At 59.8% G+C, this 21,455-nt stretch carries 24 protein-coding genes and 1 pseudogene; 14 read left to right on the forward strand and 11 right to left on the reverse strand.

Going from position 1 to position 21,455, the window contains the following annotated elements:
* Positions 1 to 82: 82 nt before the first annotated feature.
* The 3 genes from CX511_RS24650 to rpmE all read right to left on the reverse strand — a co-directional run bounded on the left by CX511_RS24650 (position 83) and on the right by rpmE (position 2,569).
* Complete coding sequence (locus CX511_RS24650) at positions 83 to 1,351, reverse strand: malic enzyme-like NAD(P)-binding protein (RefSeq protein ID WP_045181725.1); 1,269 nt, start codon at positions 1,349 to 1,351, stop codon at positions 83 to 85.
* A gap of 178 nt (positions 1,352 to 1,529) precedes the next feature.
* Complete coding sequence (locus CX511_RS24655; RefSeq protein ID WP_101293747.1) at positions 1,530 to 2,351, reverse strand: thermonuclease family protein; 822 nt, start codon at positions 2,349 to 2,351, stop codon at positions 1,530 to 1,532.
* Positions 2,352 to 2,353: 2 nt separating this feature from the next.
* The gene (gene rpmE, locus CX511_RS24660; protein WP_045181720.1) at positions 2,354 to 2,569 is read right to left on the reverse strand and encodes a 50S ribosomal protein L31; all 216 of its coding nucleotides are present in this window, start codon (positions 2,567 to 2,569) and stop codon (positions 2,354 to 2,356) included.
* Positions 2,570 to 2,735: 166 nt separating this feature from the next.
* Here rpmE and CX511_RS24665 point away from each other — a divergent pair, with 166 nt between their 5' ends.
* The 3 genes from CX511_RS24665 (at position 2,736) to CX511_RS24675 (ending at position 7,502) form a co-directional block, all read left to right on the forward strand.
* Positions 2,736 to 4,955 (forward strand): primosomal protein N', encoded by a 2,220-nt coding sequence (locus CX511_RS24665; RefSeq protein ID WP_045181718.1) that lies wholly within the window; start codon positions 2,736 to 2,738, stop codon positions 4,953 to 4,955.
* Positions 4,956 to 5,074: 119 nt separating this feature from the next.
* Positions 5,075 to 6,811 (forward strand): arginine--tRNA ligase, encoded by a 1,737-nt coding sequence (gene argS / locus CX511_RS24670; RefSeq protein WP_101293746.1) that lies wholly within the window; start codon positions 5,075 to 5,077, stop codon positions 6,809 to 6,811.
* Between the two features lies 1 nt (position 6,812).
* The gene (locus CX511_RS24675) at positions 6,813 to 7,502 is read left to right on the forward strand and encodes an SPOR domain-containing protein (RefSeq protein ID WP_045181714.1); all 690 of its coding nucleotides are present in this window, start codon (positions 6,813 to 6,815) and stop codon (positions 7,500 to 7,502) included.
* 41 nt (positions 7,503 to 7,543) lie between these two features.
* Here CX511_RS24675 and CX511_RS24680 read toward each other — a convergent pair whose 3' ends face one another.
* On the reverse strand, positions 7,544 to 7,963 hold the full coding sequence (locus CX511_RS24680; protein WP_045181711.1) for a TM2 domain-containing protein: 420 nt from the start codon (positions 7,961 to 7,963) through the stop codon (positions 7,544 to 7,546).
* A gap of 128 nt (positions 7,964 to 8,091) precedes the next feature.
* On the opposite strand from CX511_RS24680, the gene CX511_RS24685 reads away from it, so the two are divergent.
* Complete coding sequence (locus CX511_RS24685) at positions 8,092 to 8,835, forward strand: C40 family peptidase (protein ID WP_404824706.1); 744 nt, start codon at positions 8,092 to 8,094, stop codon at positions 8,833 to 8,835.
* Here the strand turns inward: CX511_RS24685 and CX511_RS24690 are convergent.
* The gene (locus tag CX511_RS24690; protein WP_045181706.1) at positions 8,832 to 9,860 is read right to left on the reverse strand and encodes a type IV pilus twitching motility protein PilT; all 1,029 of its coding nucleotides are present in this window, start codon (positions 9,858 to 9,860) and stop codon (positions 8,832 to 8,834) included. The genes CX511_RS24685 and CX511_RS24690 overlap by 4 nt on opposite strands.
* Before the next feature lie 66 nt (positions 9,861 to 9,926).
* Here CX511_RS24690 and CX511_RS24695 point away from each other — a divergent pair, with 66 nt between their 5' ends.
* The 9 genes from CX511_RS24695 to CX511_RS24735 all read left to right on the forward strand — a co-directional run bounded on the left by CX511_RS24695 (position 9,927) and on the right by CX511_RS24735 (position 16,587).
* Entirely contained in the window at positions 9,927 to 10,613 is a 687-nt protein-coding gene (locus CX511_RS24695; protein WP_101293745.1) for a YggS family pyridoxal phosphate-dependent enzyme, read from the forward strand.
* Positions 10,614 to 10,651: 38 nt separating this feature from the next.
* The gene (proC, locus tag CX511_RS24700) at positions 10,652 to 11,470 is read left to right on the forward strand and encodes a pyrroline-5-carboxylate reductase (protein WP_101293744.1); all 819 of its coding nucleotides are present in this window, start codon (positions 10,652 to 10,654) and stop codon (positions 11,468 to 11,470) included.
* Between the two features lie 10 nt (positions 11,471 to 11,480).
* Positions 11,481 to 12,071, forward strand: coding sequence for a YggT family protein (locus tag CX511_RS24705; protein ID WP_045181697.1), 591 nt, complete (start codon positions 11,481 to 11,483; stop codon positions 12,069 to 12,071).
* Positions 12,072 to 12,223: 152 nt separating this feature from the next.
* Entirely contained in the window at positions 12,224 to 13,363 is a 1,140-nt protein-coding gene (gene metX / locus CX511_RS24710) for a homoserine O-succinyltransferase MetX (protein ID WP_045181694.1), read from the forward strand.
* Between the two features lie 7 nt (positions 13,364 to 13,370).
* Positions 13,371 to 13,991: a methionine biosynthesis protein MetW gene (metW, locus tag CX511_RS24715; RefSeq protein ID WP_045181692.1), complete on the forward strand. Its 621-nt coding sequence runs from the start codon at positions 13,371 to 13,373 to the stop codon at positions 13,989 to 13,991.
* A gap of 24 nt (positions 13,992 to 14,015) precedes the next feature.
* Positions 14,016 to 14,450: a DUF4426 domain-containing protein gene (locus tag CX511_RS24720; protein ID WP_101293743.1), complete on the forward strand. Its 435-nt coding sequence runs from the start codon at positions 14,016 to 14,018 to the stop codon at positions 14,448 to 14,450.
* Positions 14,450 to 15,043, forward strand: coding sequence for an RdgB/HAM1 family non-canonical purine NTP pyrophosphatase (rdgB, locus tag CX511_RS24725; protein WP_101293742.1), 594 nt, complete (start codon positions 14,450 to 14,452; stop codon positions 15,041 to 15,043). Before CX511_RS24720 ends, rdgB begins: the two co-directional genes overlap by 1 nt.
* A complete protein-coding gene (gene hemW, locus CX511_RS24730; RefSeq protein WP_101293741.1) occupies positions 15,040 to 16,254 on the forward strand; it encodes a radical SAM family heme chaperone HemW in 1,215 nt (404 codons plus the stop codon). The genes rdgB and hemW overlap by 4 nt, the downstream gene beginning before the upstream one ends.
* Before the next feature lie 9 nt (positions 16,255 to 16,263).
* Positions 16,264 to 16,587, forward strand: a complete 324-nt coding sequence (locus CX511_RS24735) for a DUF3392 domain-containing protein (RefSeq protein WP_045181683.1) — start codon at positions 16,264 to 16,266, stop codon at positions 16,585 to 16,587.
* 148 nt (positions 16,588 to 16,735) lie between these two features.
* Here CX511_RS24735 and trmB read toward each other — a convergent pair whose 3' ends face one another.
* The 4 genes from trmB to CX511_RS24755 form a co-directional block, all read right to left on the reverse strand.
* The gene (gene trmB / locus CX511_RS24740) at positions 16,736 to 17,458 is read right to left on the reverse strand and encodes a tRNA (guanosine(46)-N7)-methyltransferase TrmB (protein ID WP_045181681.1); all 723 of its coding nucleotides are present in this window, start codon (positions 17,456 to 17,458) and stop codon (positions 16,736 to 16,738) included.
* Between the two features lie 9 nt (positions 17,459 to 17,467).
* Positions 17,468 to 18,262 carry a thiazole synthase gene (locus tag CX511_RS24745; RefSeq protein ID WP_038615579.1) on the reverse strand — a complete coding sequence of 265 codons (795 nt, stop codon included), beginning with the start codon at positions 18,260 to 18,262 and terminating at the stop codon, positions 17,468 to 17,470.
* A gap of 48 nt (positions 18,263 to 18,310) precedes the next feature.
* Positions 18,311 to 18,511 (reverse strand): sulfur carrier protein ThiS, encoded by a 201-nt coding sequence (gene thiS, locus CX511_RS24750; protein WP_038617011.1) that lies wholly within the window; start codon positions 18,509 to 18,511, stop codon positions 18,311 to 18,313.
* Between the two features lie 101 nt (positions 18,512 to 18,612).
* Positions 18,613 to 18,984 (reverse strand): DUF423 domain-containing protein, encoded by a 372-nt coding sequence (locus tag CX511_RS24755; RefSeq protein WP_045181678.1) that lies wholly within the window; start codon positions 18,982 to 18,984, stop codon positions 18,613 to 18,615.
* Between the two features lie 33 nt (positions 18,985 to 19,017).
* Between CX511_RS24755 and mtgA the strand changes: the two are divergent.
* Positions 19,018 to 19,775, forward strand: a pseudogene (mtgA, locus tag CX511_RS24760) (monofunctional biosynthetic peptidoglycan transglycosylase).
* Positions 19,776 to 19,838: 63 nt separating this feature from the next.
* Here the strand turns inward: mtgA and CX511_RS24765 are convergent.
* Both CX511_RS24765 and rpoH read right to left on the reverse strand, forming a co-directional pair.
* A complete protein-coding gene (locus CX511_RS24765; RefSeq protein ID WP_101293740.1) occupies positions 19,839 to 20,348 on the reverse strand; it encodes a DUF1993 domain-containing protein in 510 nt (169 codons plus the stop codon).
* Between the two features lie 139 nt (positions 20,349 to 20,487).
* The gene (rpoH, locus tag CX511_RS24770) at positions 20,488 to 21,342 is read right to left on the reverse strand and encodes an RNA polymerase sigma factor RpoH (RefSeq protein ID WP_045181671.1); all 855 of its coding nucleotides are present in this window, start codon (positions 21,340 to 21,342) and stop codon (positions 20,488 to 20,490) included.
* Between the last annotated feature and the right edge of the window lie 113 nt (positions 21,343 to 21,455).

Raw genomic sequence — 21,455 nt, forward strand, 5'->3', positions numbered from 1 at the left:
TCACGGGGCCAGCCAAACACACCCCCAACAAAAAGCCCCGACTCTTGCGAGCCGGGGCTTTTTGTTACAACGCTACAACGGCTTAGCCGTTGAACACGTCATCCACGCTGGTGAGCGGGTAGTTCTTCGGATACGGCAGGGTTGCCACACCGGTCTCGATTGCAGCCTTGGCCACAGCATCGGAAACGACGGTGATCAGGCGTGCATCCATTGGCTTCGGAATGATGTACTCACGACCGAACTCCAGGGCATCAACGCCATAAGCTGCACACACTTCCTTCGGCACTGGCAGCTTGGCCAGGTCTTTCAGAGCGTTGGCCGCAGCGATTTTCATCTCTTCGTTGATGCGCTTGGCGCGAACGTCCAGAGCACCACGGAAGATGAATGGGAAGCCCAGAACGTTGTTGACCTGGTTCGGGTAGTCGGAACGACCGGTGGCCATGATCACGTCGCTACGGGTAGCGTGAGCCAGTTCTGGAGCGATTTCCGGATCAGGGTTGGAGCAAGCGAAGACGATTGGGTTTGGCGCCATCGACTTCAGGCCTTCAGCGCTCAGCAGGTTCGGGCCGGACAGACCAACGAATACGTCAGCGCCGTCCAGGGCATCAGCCAGGGTGCGCTTGTCGGTAGCGTGGGCGAAGACCGCCTTGTACTGGTTCAGGTCGTCACGGCCAGCGTGGATCACGCCAGTACGGTCAACCATGAAGATGTTCTCGATGCTCGCACCCATGCTCACCAGCAACTTCATGCAGGAGATGGCTGCAGCGCCAGCGCCCAGGCAGACGATCTTGGCGTCAGCCAGGGTTTTGCCAGCAATTTCCAGGGCGTTGATCATGCCGGCAGCGGTAACGATCGCAGTGCCGTGCTGGTCATCGTGGAACACCGGGATGTCGCACTGTTCGATCAGCGCGCGCTCGATTTCAAAGCACTCAGGTGCCTTGATGTCTTCCAGGTTGATGCCACCGAAGGTGATGGAGATGCGCTTGACGGTGTCGATGAAGGCTTGCGGGCTTTCGGAGTCGACTTCGATGTCGAAAACGTCGATGCCAGCAAAACGCTTGAACAGAACACCCTTGCCTTCCATGACCGGCTTGGAGGCCAGTGGACCCAGGTTACCCAGGCCAAGAATGGCGGTGCCGTCGGAAATGACTGCTACCAGATTGCCCTTGCCGGTGTACTTGTAGGCCAGCTCCGGATCGCGACCAATTTCACGTACCGGCTCAGCCACGCCAGGGCTGTAGGCCAGCGCCAGGTCGCGAGCAGTCGCGGTAGGTTTGGTGAGCTCGACGCTCAGTTTCCCCGGACGAGGCTGAGCATGATATTCGAGAGCGGCAGTTTTCAAATCTGACATGGTGGGCATTCCGCTATTTACTGTTCTGACGGACCGCCGAGGATACGCAAAGAGCAAAGGGCCTACAAGACTGGTCGGTCACTTGTGTCAAGGCCTTTAACCTACGACTTTCCGCCAAGAGCCACGGCCTGCAAGGGTTTCAATGTGTACAATCGAATAAAAAAATGTCCACAATTTTTTATCTTTGCACCCATTCCAGCATCGAAGGATCGGTCAATGGCAGCAACCAGCGCTTCTGCCCGGCTTTCAACCCGCCTTTGCGGGAACGATCCAGCACCCAACCTCGGACTTCAACAGTGCGCCCTTTAAGCCCTTCGAAGAAAGAAGCAGGGAAGTTGCGCTGCAACCGTGCCGGCACCTGAACGACCAGCGAATCGTCAATTTCGATCCAGACTCCGCCGCGATTGCGGTCGATACCCATGACTTTACCGCTGATCAGCGCAAAGCCAGATTGCCGCACCTGTGCCGCTGGAATAACCGGTGTTTGGCGCCACACCCCCGCACCCAACTGACGAGCGGCACGCTCGGCTTGCTGCTGACAGTCCGTCAGGCTGACATTCGGTGCCACGGCTACGCGGTAGCCAAGGCCCTCACTCAGTAGCTGTGCTTCGAAATTGTCACCAGAGCGGCCATAGATGTGCGCCAGGGTGCGCCCATACTTGTCTTTAGACTCGACACCCAGCACCAGCCCTACTTCGCCACGACTGGCCTTGACCAATGATTGCAGGCGCTGACGCGCGGCTTCGGCGAAGGGCTCGCTGGTTTTGTCTTTGCGACCGATCTCGGGGGCATTGATGCCAATAAGACGAACGCTGCGCCCATCTTTCAGACGCAAGGTGTCGCCGTCGACCACCTGACTAACGCTCACGCGCTGGGGATCGATCGGGGTCGGGCAGAAGGCCTGTGCCGATAACTGCCATATGGCGCCCACAAAAAAGGCGCCCACAAGGGACGCCTTTTTCAGCAGCATTGCCAAGCCCGAGGGGCCAGCGACGCGCAATCTTACTTCTTGCTGCCGAACGCTGCGAAGCGATCTTCGAAGCGCTTGACGCGGCCGCCGGTATCCAGAGTCTTCTGCTTACCGGTGTAGAACGGGTGGCACTCGTTGCAAACGTCAGTACCCAGCGGGGCGCACAGGGTCGAACGAGTTTCGAACTTGTTACCGCAGCTGCAGGTGACTGCGATTACTTCGTAATTCGGGTGAATTTCTGGCTTCATGGTCACTTCCTCGACTGCGTGCCGCCACCCAACACCATTGTTGAATACCGCACGTAATTAGGCGGCGAATAATACCAGAGCATGCTCTCAACGCAAGTTGTCGCTTGCACCGGCTGTCGTCTGCTAGGCTCGCCGGGTCTTGGAACCCCTTCAGAGAACTCTTCGCGTGTCCGACGTCATTCTGCGCCTTGCCCTGCCCTCGCCCTTGCGGCGACTGTTCGACTACAGGGCCCCGGCGAGCATGGCGCGCCAGGCGCTGAGCCCCGGCATGCGCATTCGCGTGCCGTTCGGGCGACGGGAAATGATCGGCATCCTGATCGAGATCACCGACAAGAGTGAAGTCCCGGCGGACAAACTAAAGCCGGCGATTGCTCTGCTCGACCCCGTCTCGCCATTGCCTCCGGCCTTGTTCAAGCTGTGCCTGTGGACAGCCCAGTATTACCAACACAGCCTTGGTGACACCCTGAGCTGGGCTCTGCCAGTGCTATTGCGCCAAGGCGAGCCGGCCGAAGCACGCCAAGAGCGCTTTTGGCAGATCGCCCCCAGCGCACGCCTGGACGACCCACGGATCGCCCGCGCGCCTCGCCAGCGCGAAGCCTTGGCAACCTTGGCGCAACACCCTCACGGCGTCGCCCACACCCTGCTGAGCAAACTGATGCTGAGCAAGGACAGCCTCGACCTACTGCTGGCCAAGGAGTTGGTCGAGGTCGAGGTGCGCCGCCATCTACCTCAGGAGCGTCATGAACACTGGCTGGCACAGCCTGAGCTGCCGCTCAACGACGAACAACGCGCCGCCTTCAATGCCGTACGCTCGGGCTTCGACAGTTTTCATGCCTTCCTGCTGGCCGGGGTCACCGGCAGCGGTAAGACCGAAGTCTACCTGCAACTGATCCGCGAAACCCTGGAAGCGGGCAAGCAGGCACTGATCCTGATTCCGGAAATCAACCTCGGGCCGCAGACCCTGGCGCGCTTCGAGCAGCGCTTCAACGCCCGTATCGCCTTGCTGCACTCAGCCGTCAATGACCGCGAGCGCCTGGATGCCTGGCTGGCTGCCCGCGATGGCGAGGCCGACATCATCATCGGCACCCGCTCGGCGCTGTTCACGCCGATGAAGCACCCCGGCCTGATCATCATCGATGAAGAGCACGACGGCTCCTATAAACAGCAGGAAGGCCTGCGCTACCATGCCCGCGACCTGGCCCTGGTGCGGGCGCGCCAGGAGAACATCCCGATCCTGCTCGGCTCGGCAACGCCGTCTCTGGAAAGCCTGCACAACGCCCACAGCGGCCGCTACGGCCTGCTGCGCCTCACCCAACGCGCCGGCGGGGCCCAACAGCCGCGCTTTCTGCGCCTGGATGTGAAGAGCCGGCCACTGGACAGTGGCATCAGCGGACCGATGCAACAGGCCATCGGTCAGACTCTGGCTGCCGGCCAGCAGGTATTGGTGTTCCTCAACCGCCGCGGCTTTGCCCCGACGCTGCTTTGCCACGACTGCGGCTGGATGTCCGAGTGCCCGCGCTGCGATGCGCGTATGACCGTGCATCAACGCTCCAACGAGCTGCGCTGCCACCACTGTGGGTATGACGAGCGGGTGCCGCGCCAATGCCCGCAGTGCAACATGGTCGACCTGCGCCCAGTAGGTGCCGGTACCGAGCGTGCCGAAGAACGCCTGAGCATTCTGTTTCCTGATTTTCCGGTACTGCGCGTGGACCGCGACAGCACGTCGCGTAAAGACGCCATGAACCAGTTGTTTACAACCATCCAGCGCGGCCAGCCGTGCATCCTGGTCGGCACTCAGATGCTGGCCAAAGGTCACCACTTTCCACGGGTGACCCTGGTGGCGATTCTCGATGCCGATGGTGGCCTGTTCTCCGGTGACTTTCGCGCCAGTGAACGCATGGCCCAGCTTATCGTTCAGGTTGCCGGGCGCGCCGGGCGGGCCGAAGAGCCTGGCAAGGTGATCATCCAGACCCACCTGGCCGACCACCCATTGTTGGTGCAACTGACCGAACAGGGCTACTTCGCCTTTGCCGAGCAAGCCCTGAGCGAGCGACGCGCCGCGGGGCTGCCACCGTTCGCCCACTTGGCGCTGCTGCGGGCAGAAGCGCATAAACCAGGGCAAGCCGAAAGTTTTCTCGATGAAGCCTGCAGCGCTGCCGAGCAGTTGCTGGCCGATCACAACCTGCAAGGCATCGAGCTGCTCGGCCCGGTACCGGCGCCGATGGAACGACGTGCGGGACGTTTTCGTGCACAACTATTGCTCCAGGCCAATGCACGGGCGCCTTTGCATCGACTGATCAGCGCCTGGTTGCTACTGTTGGAACAGATGCCGTCCGGGCGCCAGGTGCGCTGGTCTTTAGATGTAGACCCAGTTGACCTGTATTGATGCATCAAGCAACAAGCATTCCCCCAAAGGTTGGCAACTAGCCCCCGGCAACGGATAATGTCCAGTTTTTCCACCTGCGCATCGAAGCGCCGCCGCGCTTGCGGTCGAAAGAGAAGCCCATGAAAGACACCATTCGCCAGCTAATCCAGCAAGCCCTCACCCAACTCGTCACCGACGGTGTGTTGCCTGAAGGGCTGACGCCGGCGATCCAGGTGGAAAACGCCCGGGACAAAACCCACGGCGACTTCGCCAGCAACATCGCCATGATGCTGGCCAAGCCTGCCGGCATGAAGCCCCGTGACCTGGCAGAGAAAATCATCGCCACGCTGCCTGCCGACGAGCAGGTGAGCAAGGTCGAGATCGCCGGCCCGGGCTTTCTGAACTTCTTCCAGAACACCCAGGCCCTGGCTGCTCGCCTGGACGCCGCACTGGCCGATGCCAAGCTGGGCGTTACCAAGGCTGGCCCGCAGCAAAAGGTGGTGGTCGACCTGTCGGCTCCTAACCTGGCCAAAGAGATGCACGTTGGCCACTTGCGTTCGACCATCATTGGCGATGCCGTGTCGCGCGTACTGGAGTTTCTCGGTGACACCGTGATCCGCCAGAACCACGTCGGCGACTGGGGCACTCAGTTCGGCATGCTGATGGCCTACCTGCAGGAAAACCCGATCACCAGCGACGAGCTGTCGGATCTGGAGAACTTCTACCGTGCGGCGAAAAAGCGCTTCGACGAGTCCGAAGAGTTCGCTGACCGCGCCCGCGGCCTGGTGGTCAAGCTGCAAGCTGGCGACGAGGAATGCCTGAAGCTGTGGACCCGCTTCAAGGACATCTCGCTGTCACACTGCCAGAAAACCTACGAACTGCTGAACGTCAAACTGACCATGGCCGACGTCATGGGCGAAAGCGCCTATAACGATGACCTCGAAAATGTCATCAATGACCTCAAGGCCAAAGGTCTGCTGGTTGAAAGCAAGGGCGCCCAGTGCGTGTTCCTCGACGAATTCAAGACCGCCGAGGGCGAGCCACTGCCGGTAATCGTGCAGAAAGCCGACGGTGGCTATCTGTACGCCACCACCGACCTGGCTGCCGTGCGCTACCGCAGCAACGTACTCAAGGCTGACCGCGCCCTGTATTTCGTCGACCAGCGTCAGGCCCTGCACTTCAACCAGGTGTTCGAAGTAGCCCGCCTGGCTGGCTTCGTCGGCCACCCGATGCAGATGGAGCACATGGGCTTCGGCACCATGAACGGCGCTGATGGCCGTCCATTCAAGACCCGCGACGGCGGCACGGTGAAGCTGATCGACCTGCTCACCGAAGCCAAAGAGCGCGCCTACGCCCTGGTCAAAGAGAAGAACCCAGAGCTGCCCGAGGATGAGCTGCGCGCTATCGGCCAAGTGGTGGGCATCGACGCGGTGAAATATGCCGACTTGTCCAAGCACCGGACCAGCGACTACAGCTTCAACTTTGAACTGATGCTCAACTTCGAAGGCAACACTGCGCCGTACCTGCTGTACGCCTACACCCGCGTCGCTGGCGTGTTCCGCAAGCTGGGCAAAAGCTTTGATGAAGTGGACGGGCACATCGTGCTGCAAGCTGCCCAGGAGCAAGACCTGGCTGCGCGCTTGGCGCAATTTGGTGAAATCCTCAACAACGTCGCCGAGAAAGGCACCCCGCACGTTCTCTGCGCGTACCTGTATGACGTGGCCGGCCTGTTCTCAAGCTTCTACGAGAACTGCCCAATCCTGGCCGCCGAAACCCCTGAACAACAGCAGAGCCGCCTGCGCCTGGCAGCCCTGACTGGCCGCACCCTCAAGCAAGGTCTGGAACTGCTCGGCCTGGAAACCCTGGAGCGTATGTAAGTTGGCTGCCAAGAAAAAACCTGCACCCAAGCGTGGCGCCAGCCGCAACCAGGCCCCTGCAAAGCAACCGATTCCGGGCTGGATGTGGCTGGCGATCGGCCTGACCATCGGTGCGTTCGTTGTTTTCCTGATGAAGCTCGAGCCGGGTAACGAAGAGGTCAAGCGCACCAAGCCTGAACAGCAGAAAGCGGCGAAAGCCGCTGAAGCCAACAAGACGGCGCCAAGCCCGCAGCAGCCGGTCAAGCCTAAGTATGACTTCTATACCTTGCTGCCCGAGTCGGAAGTGATCGTGCCGCCAGAGGCCGTACCAGAGAAGACCCCACCGGTACCGGCGCAACCGCCGGTAACCCCGGCAGAAGCGGCGAAGATTGATACCGCACGGGCTCAGGCCGCCCTGATGGGGCAAACGCCACCACCCGCGCCACCGGTGATCAAACCGGCGGCCACTACCCAGTTCTTCCTGCAGGCTGGCTCGTTCCGCAAACAGGCTGATGCCGACAAGGTGCGGGCGCAGATCATCCTGCTCGGCCAGGCAGTCAAGGTGGAGTCCGGCACGGTCAAAGAAGAAACCTGGTACCGGGTGCTGGTCGGCCCGTTCAGCAATCGCGAACAGCTGACCGTAGCGCAGAAACAACTGGCCGGCAGCGGCTTCAGCAATCTCTTGCTGCAGCAGCGCCAGACCCGTCAGTAACCTCATCAGCGGCCTTGTCGACTCCGACAAGGCCGCTGCTGTTAACGCCGCTGAGCGTTGGCCAACGACACCTGGGTGTTCAGCGTCCAGAAGTCATACAAGACCCCCACCAGAAACAACCCGCCCGTGAACAGGTAGATGATCCCGGTGATCCATTTGCCCTGATACATGCGGTGCACGCCGAATACACCCAGAAAGGTCAGCAGAATCCAGCTTAGGCTGTAGTCTAGGGGACCTGCGTGAAAGCGCATGTCAGCCTCGCGGTCCATTGCCGGGATCAGAAACAAGTCGATCAGCCAGCCAATGCCCAGCAGCCCCAAGGTAAAGAACCAGATCGTTCCGGTGACCGGCTTGCCGTAATAAAAACGGTGTGCCCCGGTGAAACCGAAAATCCACAGCAGATAACCAATCACCTTGCTGTGAGTGTCATGCATCTGCCCATCCTGTTGATAACTGTTCATTCATAGCCTCTGAGGGTTATCAGAAAATTTTCTAAGAAAAAATGTGACTTTCATGTGGCGAGCCGACGTGTGGCATTTTGCCCTGGCGTTAAACGTAAGCGCTTGTTTTTTCTAGCCTTCACTTTGAGATGATCCTTTTTTTGTGGCAATGGAGCCGGCTTTCAAGGCCGTCGCAGTCGACCAACGGATCAAAAAGTGATCAAAAAGCTGTTATAAAGTTGCGCGCTAACCAACCAAGAGCCCTGCCTATGCGTCCTTTTTTCAAGACATGGCTGACCCTTTGCCTATTATTGCCACTGGCCGCCCACGCCACCAACCGTGAGCAACGGTTACCCAACGGCTACTCTGGGTACACCACACATTCCGCCGCTGCGCGTTCGACAAAGAACGTCAGCACCAAGGCCCAGCACCGCACCCGCTCCAGTAAGCCAAGCCTGCCGGTCGCCTCAATGTCGCCACAGCAGAGCAGCGATGTGCTTAGCCGTGCCGTCAATGTACTCGGCACCCCTTACCGTTGGGGCGGCAGCAGCCCAAGTAAAGGCTTCGACTGCAGCGGCTTGGTCAAGTATGCCTTCAACGACATTGAAGAAATCGACTTGCCACGCACCTCCAATGCCATGGCTCAAGGTCACGGCGTGAAGGTTGACCGAAACGACCTCAAGCCTGGTGACCTGATTTTCTTCAACATCAAGAGCCGTCGGGTCAATCATGTTGCCATCTACCTGGGCAACGACCGCTTCATCCATGCCCCGCGCACCGGCAAGCGAGTCAGCATCGACACACTCAACAAGCCCTACTGGCGTAGCCGTTATGTGGTCGCCAAGCGGGTTCTGCCGAAAAGCCAGCAATTGGCCTTGGCCAGCACCCACTAAAAACTGCCATGCGCCCATTCACGGGCGCAGTCTGGCCTGATCTCCCCACGCGCTGACAGGCCTTGCAGGCAGCCCTCCAGGGTCTGCATGCCCACCGCCCCACCCATCTGCATCGTCGAGTACAGTTGCGCGACCTTTCCTTCGCGGATCAGATTGCGCACGGCAGGCGTGGCCAGCAAAATTTCATGGGCTGCCACCCGGCCACCAGCGACTCGCTCGACCAGCACCTGGGCCACCACCGCCTGCAACGCTTCGCTGAGCATGGCGCGCACTAGTTGCTTCTCCTCAGCGGCAAACACATCCACCAGGCGATCGATCGCCTTTGCGGCCGATACCGTGTGCAGGGTCGCCAGCACCAAGTGCCCCGTTTCAGCAGCACTGAGGGCCAGACGGATACTCTCCTGGTCGCGCAGCTCACCGAGCATGATCACATCCGGATCCTGACGCAGCGCTGCGCGTAGCGCCTGGGTAAAACCATGACTGTGCCTGCCGATCTCGCGTTGACTGATCAGGCTGCGCTGCGGGCTGTGGATAAATTCGATGGGGTCTTCCAACGTGAGAATGTGTAACTGCCGCTCACGGTTCAGATGATCCAGCAGCGCTGCCAACGTGGTGGATTTGCCCGAACCAGTAGGCCCTGTAACCAGCACCAGGCCGCTGGGCAACTCGGCAATCCGCCGAAACACGTCACCCAAGCCCAATTCGGCCAGGCTACTCACCTGACGAGGAATGACCCGCAGCACCGCCCCTGAGCCACGCAACTGGTTGAAGGCATTGACGCGAAAACGACCAAGTCCGGGCATGGACAGTGAGAAATCGAGTTCCAAGAGTGTTTCAAAATCCTTTTTTTGCTCATCGGACATGAGCTGCGCGAGCATCTTCTGCACCTGCTCAGCGCTCAACGTCGGCAGCTGCAGGCGGCAAATACGCCCGTCCAAACGAATCGCAGGCACCTCATCGGTGGCCACGTGCAGGTCCGAAGCCCCTTCCCTTATTGCCAGGGCCAGCAGTTCAGTCACATCCATGAGACTCCCCAAAGGCTGCCAAGCAGGTAGAATGCCGCAGACCCAAAGAGCCGCTGGCATCGATCAATGTCCACCATAGCAGACAACCTTTCCACGCTCGCCGCACGCATCAGCGCTGCCGCCGAGGCCTCAGGACGCTCGCCGTCCGCCATCCGCCTGCTGGCGGTGAGCAAGACCAAACCCGCCACTGCCGTGCGTGAAGCCTTTGCCGCCGGGGTGCGCGATGTTGGCGAGAACTACCTGCAAGAAGCCTTGAATAAACAGGCCGAATTGTCCGACCTGCCCTTGACCTGGCACTTCATCGGCCCCATTCAGTCGAACAAGACTCGCGCAATTGCCGAGCATTTTGACTGGGTACATTCCGTGGACCGTCTGAAGATCGCCCAACGCCTGTCCGAGCAACGCCCTGAAGGCCTAACACCCCTGAACATCTGCCTGCAGGTGAACGTCAGTGGCGAGGCCAGCAAATCCGGCTGCACGCCCGAGGCGTTGCCCGCGCTGGCTTCGGCCATTGCGGCCCTGCCACGGCTGAAACTACGTGGCCTGATGGCGATTCCCGAGCCGACCGATGACCGTGCCGCTCAAGAAGCCGCTTTTGCCCAGGTTCGCCAATTGCAAGACAGTCTCGGCCTGGACCTGGACACCCTTTCCATGGGCATGAGCCACGACTTGGAAGCCGCCATTGCCCAGGGCGCGACCTGGGTCCGTATCGGTACTGCGCTGTTCGGCGCACGTGACTACGGCCAGCCCTGACCTATGCCTTTTTCAACTTTCCCCCTAAAGGACCTGACATGAGCAAGACTCGTATTGCCTTTATCGGCGCCGGCAACATGGCTGCCAGCCTGATCGGCGGCCTGCGCGCCCAGGGCCTGGACGCCGCGCAGATCCGCGCCAGCGACCCGGGTGCCGAACAACGGGCAAAAATCCACGCTGAGCATGGGATTGAACTGTTCGCCGACAATGCCCAGGCCATCGAAGGTGCCGACGTTGTCGTGCTGGCAGTCAAGCCTCAGGCCATGAAGGCGGTGTGCGAAGCACTCAAGCCGAACCTCAAGCCTGAGCAACTGGTAGTTTCGATTGCCGCCGGGATCACCTGCGCGAGCATGAACAAATGGCTTGGCGCACAACCTATCGTGCGCTGCATGCCCAACACCCCAGCATTGTTGCGCCAAGGTGTTAGCGGCTTGTACGCCACCGCTGAGGTCTCTGCCGCACAGCGCCAACAGGCCGAACAACTGCTGTCGGCCGTAGGCATTGCCCTGTGGCTGGACAACGAGCAACAGCTCGACGCTGTCACCGCCGTTTCCGGCAGTGGCCCGGCGTATTTCTTCCTGTTGATCGAAGCTATGACCGCTGCAGGCGAAAAACTTGGCCTGCCACGGGAAATCGCCGCCAAACTGACCCTGCAAACCGCCCTGGGTGCGGCTCACATGGCCGTCAGCAGTGATGTCGACGCCGCTGAACTGCGTCGCCGTGTCACTTCCCCTGCCGGCACTACTGAAGCGGCAATCAAGTCGTTCCAGGCCGATGGATTCGAAGCGCTGGTGGAGAGAGCGCTGGGCGCTGCCGCGCACCGCTCGGCTGAAATGGCCGAACAACTGGGCAACTAAGGAGCCGAACATGATCGGATTGAACACCGCTGCCATTTACATCCTGCAAACCCTGGGCAGCCTTTACCTGTTGATCATCATGCTGCGTTTTATCTTGCAGCTGGTTCGCGCCGACTTTTACAACCCCCTCAGCCAGTTCGCCGTGCGCGCGACCCAGCCGCTGCTCAAGCCCATGCGCCGAATTATTCCGAGCCTGTTCGGCCTGGATATGTCGTCGCTGGTACTGGCGATCATTGTCCAGTTGCTGATCATGGGCCTGACCCTGCTGCTGGCCTACGGCACTACCGGTAATCCGCTGCAACTGCTGGTCTGGTCGATGATTGGCGTTACCGCGCTGTTCATGAAGATTTTCTTCTTCGCCCTGATCATCAGCGTGATCCTCTCTTGGGTTGCCCCAGGCAGCCACAACCCTGGCGCTGAGCTGGTCAATCAGATCTGCGACCCGTTCCTGGCACCGTTCCGGCGCCTGCTGCCCAATCTCGGTGGCCTGGATATTTCGCCGATTCTGGCGTTCATGGCCCTGAAGCTGATCGATATGCTGGTGATCAACAATCTGGCGGCAATGACCGCAATGCCTGAGATGCTGCGGCTTTTGGTCTGATCCGAAACCTCGCTGCAGCCATCGCCGGCAAGGTCGGCTTCCACAATGGGAGCCGGACTTGCCAGCGATGCTGTTAAAGGGCCGGGTACATTGCTTGCTGCATACCCCAGTGGTCTTTAGACTTACGCCTCATTTAAGCGTGAGCAGGGTCGATGTCCACTGTCTTTCCCGAAGATTCGGTCGGTCTGGTAACACCGCAACTGGCACAGTTCAACGAGCCCTTGGCGCTGGCTTGCGGTCGCTCGCTGGCCAGCTATGAACTGATCTACGAAACCTATGGCACCCTCAACAGCGCGGCCAGCAACGCCGTGCTGATCTGCCATGCGCTGTCCGGCCACCATCATGCGGCGGGCTACCACAGCCCCGACGACCGCAAGCCGGGCTGGTGGGACAGCTGCATTGGCCCAGGCAAGCCCATCGATACCAATCGCTTCTTCGTGGTCAGCCTGAACAACCTCGGCGGTTGCAATGGCAGTACCGGCCCCAGCAGCCTCAATCCCGTCACCGGCAAGCCCTATGGCGCCGACTTCCCGGTATTGACCGTGGAGGACTGGGTACACAGCCAGGCGCGCCTGGCCGACCGCCTGGGAATCGGCCAGTGGGCTGCTGTCATCGGTGGCAGCCTGGGCGGCATGCAGGCACTGCAATGGACCATCACCTACCCTGATCGCGTGCGTCACTGCCTGGATATCGCCTCTGCACCCAAGCTTTCGGCGCAGAACATTGCCTTCAATGAAGTGGCCCGCCAGGCCATTCTCACCGACCCAGAGTTCCACGGCGGTTCATTCCAGGATCAAGGCGTGATCCCCAAGCGCGGCCTGATGCTCGCGCGCATGGTCGGCCACATCACTTACCTCTCCGATGACTCCATGGGCGAGAAATTCGGCCGCGAGTTGAAAAGCGACAAGCTCAACTACGACTTCCACAGCGTCGAGTTCCAGGTCGAAAGCTACCTGCGCTACCAGGGTGAAGAATTCTCCGGGCGCTTTGATGCCAACACCTACCTGTTGATGACCAAAGCGCTGGACTACTTCGACCCGGCCGCCGCCCACGGTGGCGATCTGGCCAAAACCCTGGCCAATGTCACCGCAGATTACTGTGTGATGTCGTTCACCACCGACTGGCGCTTCTCGCCAGCGCGTTCGCGGGAGATCGTCGACGCCCTGATTGCCGCCCGCAAGAACGTCTGCTACCTGGATATCGACTCGCCGTATGGCCATGATGCCTTCCTGATCCCGACCCCGCGCTACATCACGGGATTCACGAACTACATGAACCGCATCGTCTGCTGAGGACCCTATGAGAGCCGACCTGGAAATCATCCAAGACTGGATCCCCGCCGGCAGCCGGGTACTCGACCTCGGTTGTGGTACCGGAGAACTGCTGGCGTCGCTGCGCGACACCAAGCAAGTGGCCGGTTATGGCCTGGAAATCGACCCCGACAATATTGCCCAATGCGTAGCCAAAGGCGTCAACGTCATCGAGCAGGACCTGGACAAGGGCCTGGGCAATTTCGCCAGCAACAGCTTCGACGTGGTGGTCATGACCCAGGCCCTGCAGGCCGTGGAGTACCCGGACCGGATTCTCGACGAAATGCTCCGTGTGGGTCGCCAGTGCATCATCACCTTCCCCAATTTCGGCCATTGGCGTTGCCGCTGGTACCTGGCGACCAAAGGTCGCATGCCAGTTTCGGACTTCATGCCGTATACCTGGTACAACACGCCGAACATCCACTTCTGCACCTTTGAAGACTTCGAGGCGCTGTGCAGCGAGCGTCGCGCACAGGTGCTTGACCGTCTGGCCGTCGACCATTTGCACCGTCACGGGTGGGCGAGCAAGCTATGGCCTAATCTTCTAGGGGAGATCGGCATTTATCGTGTCAGCAGCCCCGGCCTTACCGAACACAAGGTCGCGGTTTAATCCGCACACTGGAGGAGAACGATCATGCGCCGCTTGTTAAGTTTTTTACTGGTTGCCTGCCTGAGCGCAACGGCAGTCGCTGCCGACGCCATCAAGGGCGAACGCAAGGAAGTTTTCGGTGATACGACGGTGCACTACAGCACGTTCATATCCACGTTCCTGCAGCCAGAGACCGCCAAGGCCGCCGAACTGGTTCGCAGCAAGAACCAGGGCGTGATCAACGTGTCGGTGATCAAGGCCGGCAAACCGGTGGTCACTCAGGTCAGCGGCACCGTCAAAGACCTGACCAGCAATTCGGTCCCACTGAAGTTCAAGCAGATCAACGAACAAGGCGCGATCTACTACATCGCCCAGTTCCCTGTTGAACAACAGGAAACCCGCACCTTCATCATCAACGTTGGAATTGACGGCAAGTCCGAAACCATCAGTTTCAACCAAGAGCTTTTCCCAGGCGACTAATGACTTTTCCACAACTCGTATTGGCCAGCCACAACGCCGGCAAACTCAAAGAGCTGCAGGCCATGCTCGGTGATACCGTGCAACTGCGCTCCATTGGTGAATTCAGCAGTGTCGAGCCGGAAGAAACCGGCTTGTCGTTTGTCGAGAACGCCATCCTCAAAGCGCGCAATGCCGCACGCATTTCCGGCCTGCCCGCGCTGGCCGATGATTCGGGCCTGGCCGTGGACTTTCTCGGCGGTGCACCAGGCATCTACTCGGCGCGCTATGCCGATGGCAAGGGCGATGCCGCCAACAATGCCAAGCTGCTGGAAGTCCTCAAGGACGTTCCCGAGGCTGAGCGCGGCGCGCAGTTCGTCTGCGTCCTGGCCCTGGTGCGACACGCTGATGACCCGCTGCCGATCCTCTGTGAAGGCTTGTGGCATGGCCGCATCCTCACCGAAGCGAGCGGCGAACACGGTTTTGGCTACGACCCGCTGTTCTGGGTGCCTGAGCGTAATTGCTCCAGTGCCGAGCTGAGCCCTGCCGACAAGAACCAGATCAGCCACCGAGCCCGTGCCATGAGCCTGCTGCGTCAACGTCTGGGCCTGGCATGACCGATCATTCGCCGGCACAGCCACTGCATCTGGGCGAGGCTGGCTTTACTTCCCAAACGCCGCGGGCGGCCTTGCCACAGCTGCCGCCTCTGGCGCTGTACATCCATATTCCCTGGTGCGTGCGCAAATGCCCGTACTGCGACTTCAACTCCCACGCCGCCACACCTGAGCTGCCGGAAGAGGCCTACGTCGACGCCTTGCTGGCTGACCTTGACCAGGAGTTGGGCGCGGTCTATGGCCGACCGATCAGCTCGATTTTCTTCGGGGGTGGCACGCCAAGCTTATTCAGCGCTCGCGCGCTGGGTCGCCTGTTAGTAGGCGTTGAACAGCGCATCCCGTTTGCCAGCGATATCGAAATTACCCTGGAAGCCAACCCTGGGACCTTCGAGCAGGAGAAGTTCAAGGCCTACCGGCAACTGGGCATCAATCGCTTGTCGATCGGCATCCAGAGCTTCCAGCAGGCCAAGCTTGAGGCCTTGGGTCGCATCCACAACGGTGACGAAGCCATTCGCGCCGCCGACATGGCGCGTAATGCCGGCTTTGATAACTTCAACCTGGACCTGATGCACGGCCTGCCTGATCAGTCCCTGGATGACGCCCTCGGCGACCTACGCCAGGCTATTGCCCTGAACCCCACGCACTTGTCCTGGTACCAGCTGACACTGGAACCAAACACGGTGTTCTGGAACCAGCCCCCACTGCTGCCTGAAGACGACATTCTCTGGGACATCCAGGAAGCCGGCCAAGCCCTTATGGCCAGCCACGGCTACACCCAATACGAAGTCTCAGCCTACGCTCAGCCTGGTCGTGCTGCACGGCACAACCTCAACTACTGGAGCTTTGGCGACTTTATCGGCATCGGCGCGGGTGCTCACGGCAAGCTCAGTCACCCGGACGGACGCATCCTGCGCACCTGGAAGACGCGTCTGCCCAAGGACTACCTGAACCCGGCCAAAGCCTTCAAGGCAGGTGAAAAACTGCTGCCATTGGATGAGCTGCCGTTCGAGTTCCTGATGAACGCCCTGCGCCTGACCCAGGGCGTGGATGCCGAACTGTTCAGCCTGCGCACTGGATTGCCGTTGGATCAGCTCACTGCCGCACGACGTGAGGCCGAACAAAAGGGCCTTTTACAGGTCGAAACGACGCGACTGGTCGCCACCCCGCGAGGCCAGTTGTTCCTCAACGACCTGCTGCAGTATTTCTTGACCTAAGGATTACGAATGGACTTGGTACTCGACCTGCTTTCGACCGTTTCTCGCTGGAGTCGCAGCAACCTGTCAGAGATCGCACTGGCGCTTGTGGGTTGCTTGCTGGTGCTGTTCGGCACCGACATCAAAGGCTGGGTAGAACAACGCCTGGGCGGCCTGGCAGGCGCCTTGCGCGTGCCGTTCATGGCGCTGCTGGTGATGATCGGCAGTGGTGCGGCGTTGATCTATGCCACCCCGTGGGTGGTGAAAGGCCTGGCGCAGTTCAACAATTATGCGTTGGCGCCGGTGTTGCTGATTGTGTTGGTGTTGATTGGCGTGGTCGCAGACCGACGCTGAAAACACGTCGCTTTCAGGGCTGCTTCGCAGCCCATCGCCGGCAAGGCCCGCTCCCACACAGATCTCCTGACAATTTAAAACTGCAGGCAATCACAGCACCTGTGGGAACCGGGCCTGCTGGCGATCGACCGCAAAGCGGTCGCGAGGTTTACGCCAGCTTTTCGAACTTCAAATCCCAAACACCATGCCCAAGCCGCTCACCGCGGCGCTCGAACTTGGTGATTGGACGTTCGGCCGGACGCTCCACGCATTTGCCGTCCGCCGCCAGGTTGCGATAACCCGGAGCGACATTCATCACTTCCAGCATGTATTCGGCATAAGGTTCCCAGTCGGTAGCCATATGGAATACACCGCCGACCTTGAGCTTGCTACGTACCAGCTCAGCAAACTCGGGCTGAACGATACGACGCTTGTGGTGACGGCTCTTGTGCCACGGATCAGGGAAGAACAGCATCAAGCGATCGAGACTGTTGTCAGCCACACACTTGTTCAGTACTTCGATGGCATCGCAGTCGTACACCCGCAGGTTCTTCAGGCCCTGAGTCAGCACGCCATTGAGCAGCGCACCGACACCCGGACGGTGTACTTCGACACCGATGAAGTCCTGCTCCGGCGCGGCAGCAGCCATTTCCAGCAGGGAATGGCCCATGCCGAAACCGATCTCCAGAGTACGCGGCGCCGAACGGCCAAAGACCTGGTCGTAGTCCACCGGGCTATCGGCCAGCGGCAGAATGAACAGTGGACCACCCTGCTCCAGACCACGTTGCTGGCCTTCGGTCATGCGCCCGGCGCGCATCACGAAACTCTTGATGCGGCGGTGTTGGCGCTCTTCGCCTTCGGTGGAGGTCGGCGTTTCTTGCGATTCAGTCATCAGGGGCTCTTACTTGATCAGACCATCCAGCGGCGACGAGGCGCTGGCATAGAGTTTTTTCGGCATACGCCCGGCGAGGTAGGCCAGGCGGCCGGCAACGATGGCGTGTTTCATGGCTTCAGCCATCATGATCGGCTGCTGAGCGTTGGCGATTGCCGAGTTCATCAGCACTGCTTCACAGCCCATTTCCATGGCGATGGTGGCATCCGAAGCGGTACCGACACCGGCGTCGACCAGTACCGGAACTTTCGATTCTTCGAGGATGATCTGCAGGTTGTACGGATTGCAGATACCCAGGCCAGTACCAATCAGGCCAGCCAGCGGCATCACCGCGATGCAACCGGCCTCTGCCAGTTGGCGGGCGATGATCGGGTCGTCGCTGGTATACACCATCACGTCGAAACCGTCCTTGACCAGCACTTCGGCGGCCTTGAGGGTTTCGATCACGTTGGGGAACAGGGTTTTCTGGTCGGCCAGTACTTCCAGTTTGACCAGGTTGTGGCCATCGAGCAGCTCACGGGCCAGACGACAGGTACGCACTGCTTCAACGGCGTCATAGCAGCCTGCAGTGTTCGGCAGGATAGTGTAGCGATCCGGCGGCAGCACATCGAGCAGGTTCGGTTCGCCCGGGTTCTGGCCGATGTTGGTACGACGCACGGCAACGGTGACGATCTCGGCACCCGAGGCTTCGATGGCCAGGCGGGTTTCTTCAAGGTCACGGTATTTACCGGTGCCGACCAGCAGGCGCGACTGGAAGGTACGGCCGGCCAGAGTGAAAGGCTTGTCGCTGCGAAGGTTGCTCATCGGAAATCCTCTGAAAGGTTGAGGGACTTGCAAGGTAATCCTGGGGCTCTAGCCGCCGCCGATGGCATGCACGACTTCGACCTGATCACCTTCACACAGCGCCGTCGCTGCGTGCTGGCTACGTGGCACGATATCCAGGTTGAGCTCTACCGCGACACGGCGCCCGACAAGGTCCAGGCGGGTCAGCAGGGCCTCGACGCTTTCGCCATCGGGCAACTCGAAGGGTTCACCGTTCAATTGAATGCGCATGCGCACGGCCACCATTATTTTTAGGGGCCAGCATTCTAGCCCCGATCAGGTGCTGCGACCAAGGCCAAGCATCGCCATTCGTCTCGATTCGGACCGCCGAGTCAACCCAGACGCCAGGCGGCAAGCCCCAGGCACAGCCAGCCACCGAGGAACGCCAGGCCGCCAATGGGCGTGATCATACCCAGTTTGCCGACGCCACTGAGGGTCAACAGGTACAAGCTGCCGGAGAACAGCACAATCCCCACGGCGAACAAGCCACCGGCCCAACCAATCAGGCGACCGGGTAACTGCGTGGCCAGCACGGCAACGCCGAGCAGGGCTAGGGCATGCACCAACTGATAGGTGACCCCGGTATGGAAGATCGCCAGGTACTCGCTGCTCAGACGCCCCTTCAGACCGTGTGCAGCAAAGGCCCCGAGGGCAACGCCGGTGAATCCGAAAAAGGCAGCGAGCAAGAGAAAACTACGCAACATGAGGCGACTCCTAGTCATCACAGGGTCTGTATAATGGCCCGCTCATTCGGTTCGGCCAAGCCATCTCTATGTTGTCGTCCATTATCCGCCGTCTTACCCGCGCCCTGCTCTGGTTCGCTGCTGGCAGCGCTTTGCTGGTACTGATGCTGCGCTGGATACCCCCGCCGGGCACAGCATTGATGGTCGAACGCAAGGTCGAATCCTGGTTCAACGGCGAGCCGATTGACCTGCAACGCGACTGGGAGCCGTGGGAGCGTATCTCCGATGAGCTCAAGGTTGCAGTGATCGCCGGCGAAGATCAGAAGTTTGCCAGTCACTGGGGTTTCGACTTCATTGCCATCCAGGCGGCGCTTGCCCACAACGAACGCGGCGGCAGCATTCGCGGCGCCAGCACCCTGAGCCAGCAAGTGGCCAAGAACCAGTTTCTCTGGTCGGGCCGTAGTTGGTTGCGCAAGGGCCTGGAAGCCTGGTTTACGGCGCTGATTGAGTTGCTGTGGTCCAAGGAGCGGATACTTGAGGTGTACCTCAACAGTGCCGAATGGGGCGAGGGCGTGTTCGGCGCCCAAGCTGCGGCGCAACATCATTTTGGCGTCGATGCCAGCCGCTTGAGCCGTCAGCAGGCCAGCTTGCTGGCCGCCGTGCTGCCTAGCCCGCTGAACTGGAGCGCCAGCCGCCCCAGCAGTTACGTGGCACGGCGTGCCGGCTGGATTCGTCAGCAGATGCGTCAGTTGGGTGGCAGTGGCTATCTGGTGCAGCTGGAAAGCCCGCGCAAGGCGCCCTGGAACCAATAAAAAACCCGGCAAAGCGTACACCTTGCCGGGTTTTTATTGTTTGCTGATTACTGGGTAAACGCCTTAGAACGCGCCCATGTAGTCACGTTTGCCCACTTCCACACCATTGTGACGCAGGATTGCGTACGTGGTGGTTACGTGGAAAAAGAACTGCGGCAGGCCGTAAGTCAGCAAATAAGCCTGGCCAGTGAAGCGCTTCTCTTTTGGCGTGCCCGGACGGGTCACGATTTCGATGCCTTCCTTGCCATCGATCTGCGCCGGCGCAACGCCGTCCAGGAAAGCCAGAACCTTAGTGATCAGCGCCTGCAGCTCAGCAAAGGTAGTTTCGCTGTCATCGTATTTCGGCAACTCGACCTCAGCCAAGCGCGTCGATACACCCTTGGCGAAATCAACAGCGATCTGTACCTGGCGAACCAGTGGAAACATATCCGGATACAGGCGAGCCTGCAGGAAGACGCTCGGATCAATGTTTTTCGCCGTGGCGTGAGCTTCGGCCTTGTTCAGAACCTCACTCATGGCGTTGAGCATTTGCTTGAAAACAGGAACAGAAGCGGCGTACAAGGAAATGGTCATAACAGTCTCGACAGGGGTGACGGAAAAAGTGACGGTGCCAATGCGGCGCGATTATAGACCTGCGCTGCCGTCTGAATGACCTGGCACCATAAAAAAGCCCCGACACGTCGGGGCTTTTTGTTTATTGCCGTATCACGACTCAGATTGCGATCAAGGCTTTCACCTTGTTCATCGCATTCTTTTCCAGCTGACGAATCCGCTCGGCGGATACGCTGTATTTCTCGGCCAGGTCGTGAAGCGTGGCCTTTTCCTCGGCCAGCCAGCGCTGGTAGAGGATGTCACGGCTACGGTCGTCCAGGCCCTGCAGGGCTTCGTGCAGGTTGCTGGTGGAGTTGTCGCTCCAATCAGCATCTTCCAGCTGCAGCGCCGGGTCGTAACGATGGTCTTCCAGGTAGTTGGCTGGCGACTGGAACGCGCTGTCGTCGTCAGCTTCAGCTGCTGGATCAAAGGCCATGTCGTGACCGGTCAGGCGACTTTCCATCTCACGCACTTCACGAGGCTCTACCCCCAGGCTTTCGGCGACACGATGGACTTCATCGTTGTTCAGCCAGGCCAGACGCTTCTTCTGGCTGCGCAGGTTGAAGAACAGCTTGCGCTGGGCCTTGGTGGTAGCGACCTTGACGATGCGCCAGTTACGCAGGATGAACTCGTGAATCTCGGCCTTGATCCAGTGCACAGCAAAGGACACCAGGCGCACACCCATTTCAGGGTTGAAACGCTTGACCGCTTTCATCAGGCCAACATTGCCTTCCTGAATCAGGTCGGCCTGGGCCAGCCCGTAGCCGGAATAGCTACGAGCGATATGTACGACAAACCGCAGGTGGGCGAGCACCATCTGCCGAGCCGCCTCAAGATTCTGCTCATAGTAGAGACTCTCGGCCAGTTCACGCTCCTGCTCCGGCGTCAGCAGTGGAATGCTGTTGACCGTGTGCACATAGGCTTCCAGGTTTGCGCCGGGAACCAGGGCATAGGCAGGTTGCAACGAAGTGGTCATACGAAAAAACCTCCGACTCACTAAACTCGTGCCCGCAGGCACTGCCAACATTGACCGGAAACCACGAAACAAGTTCCCTAAAAATAAAAAGAGTCAATAGCAGCAAAAAGACA

Source organism: Pseudomonas sp. S06B 330, assembly GCF_002845275.2.
Taxonomy (GTDB): Bacteria; Pseudomonadota; Gammaproteobacteria; order Pseudomonadales; family Pseudomonadaceae; genus Aquipseudomonas.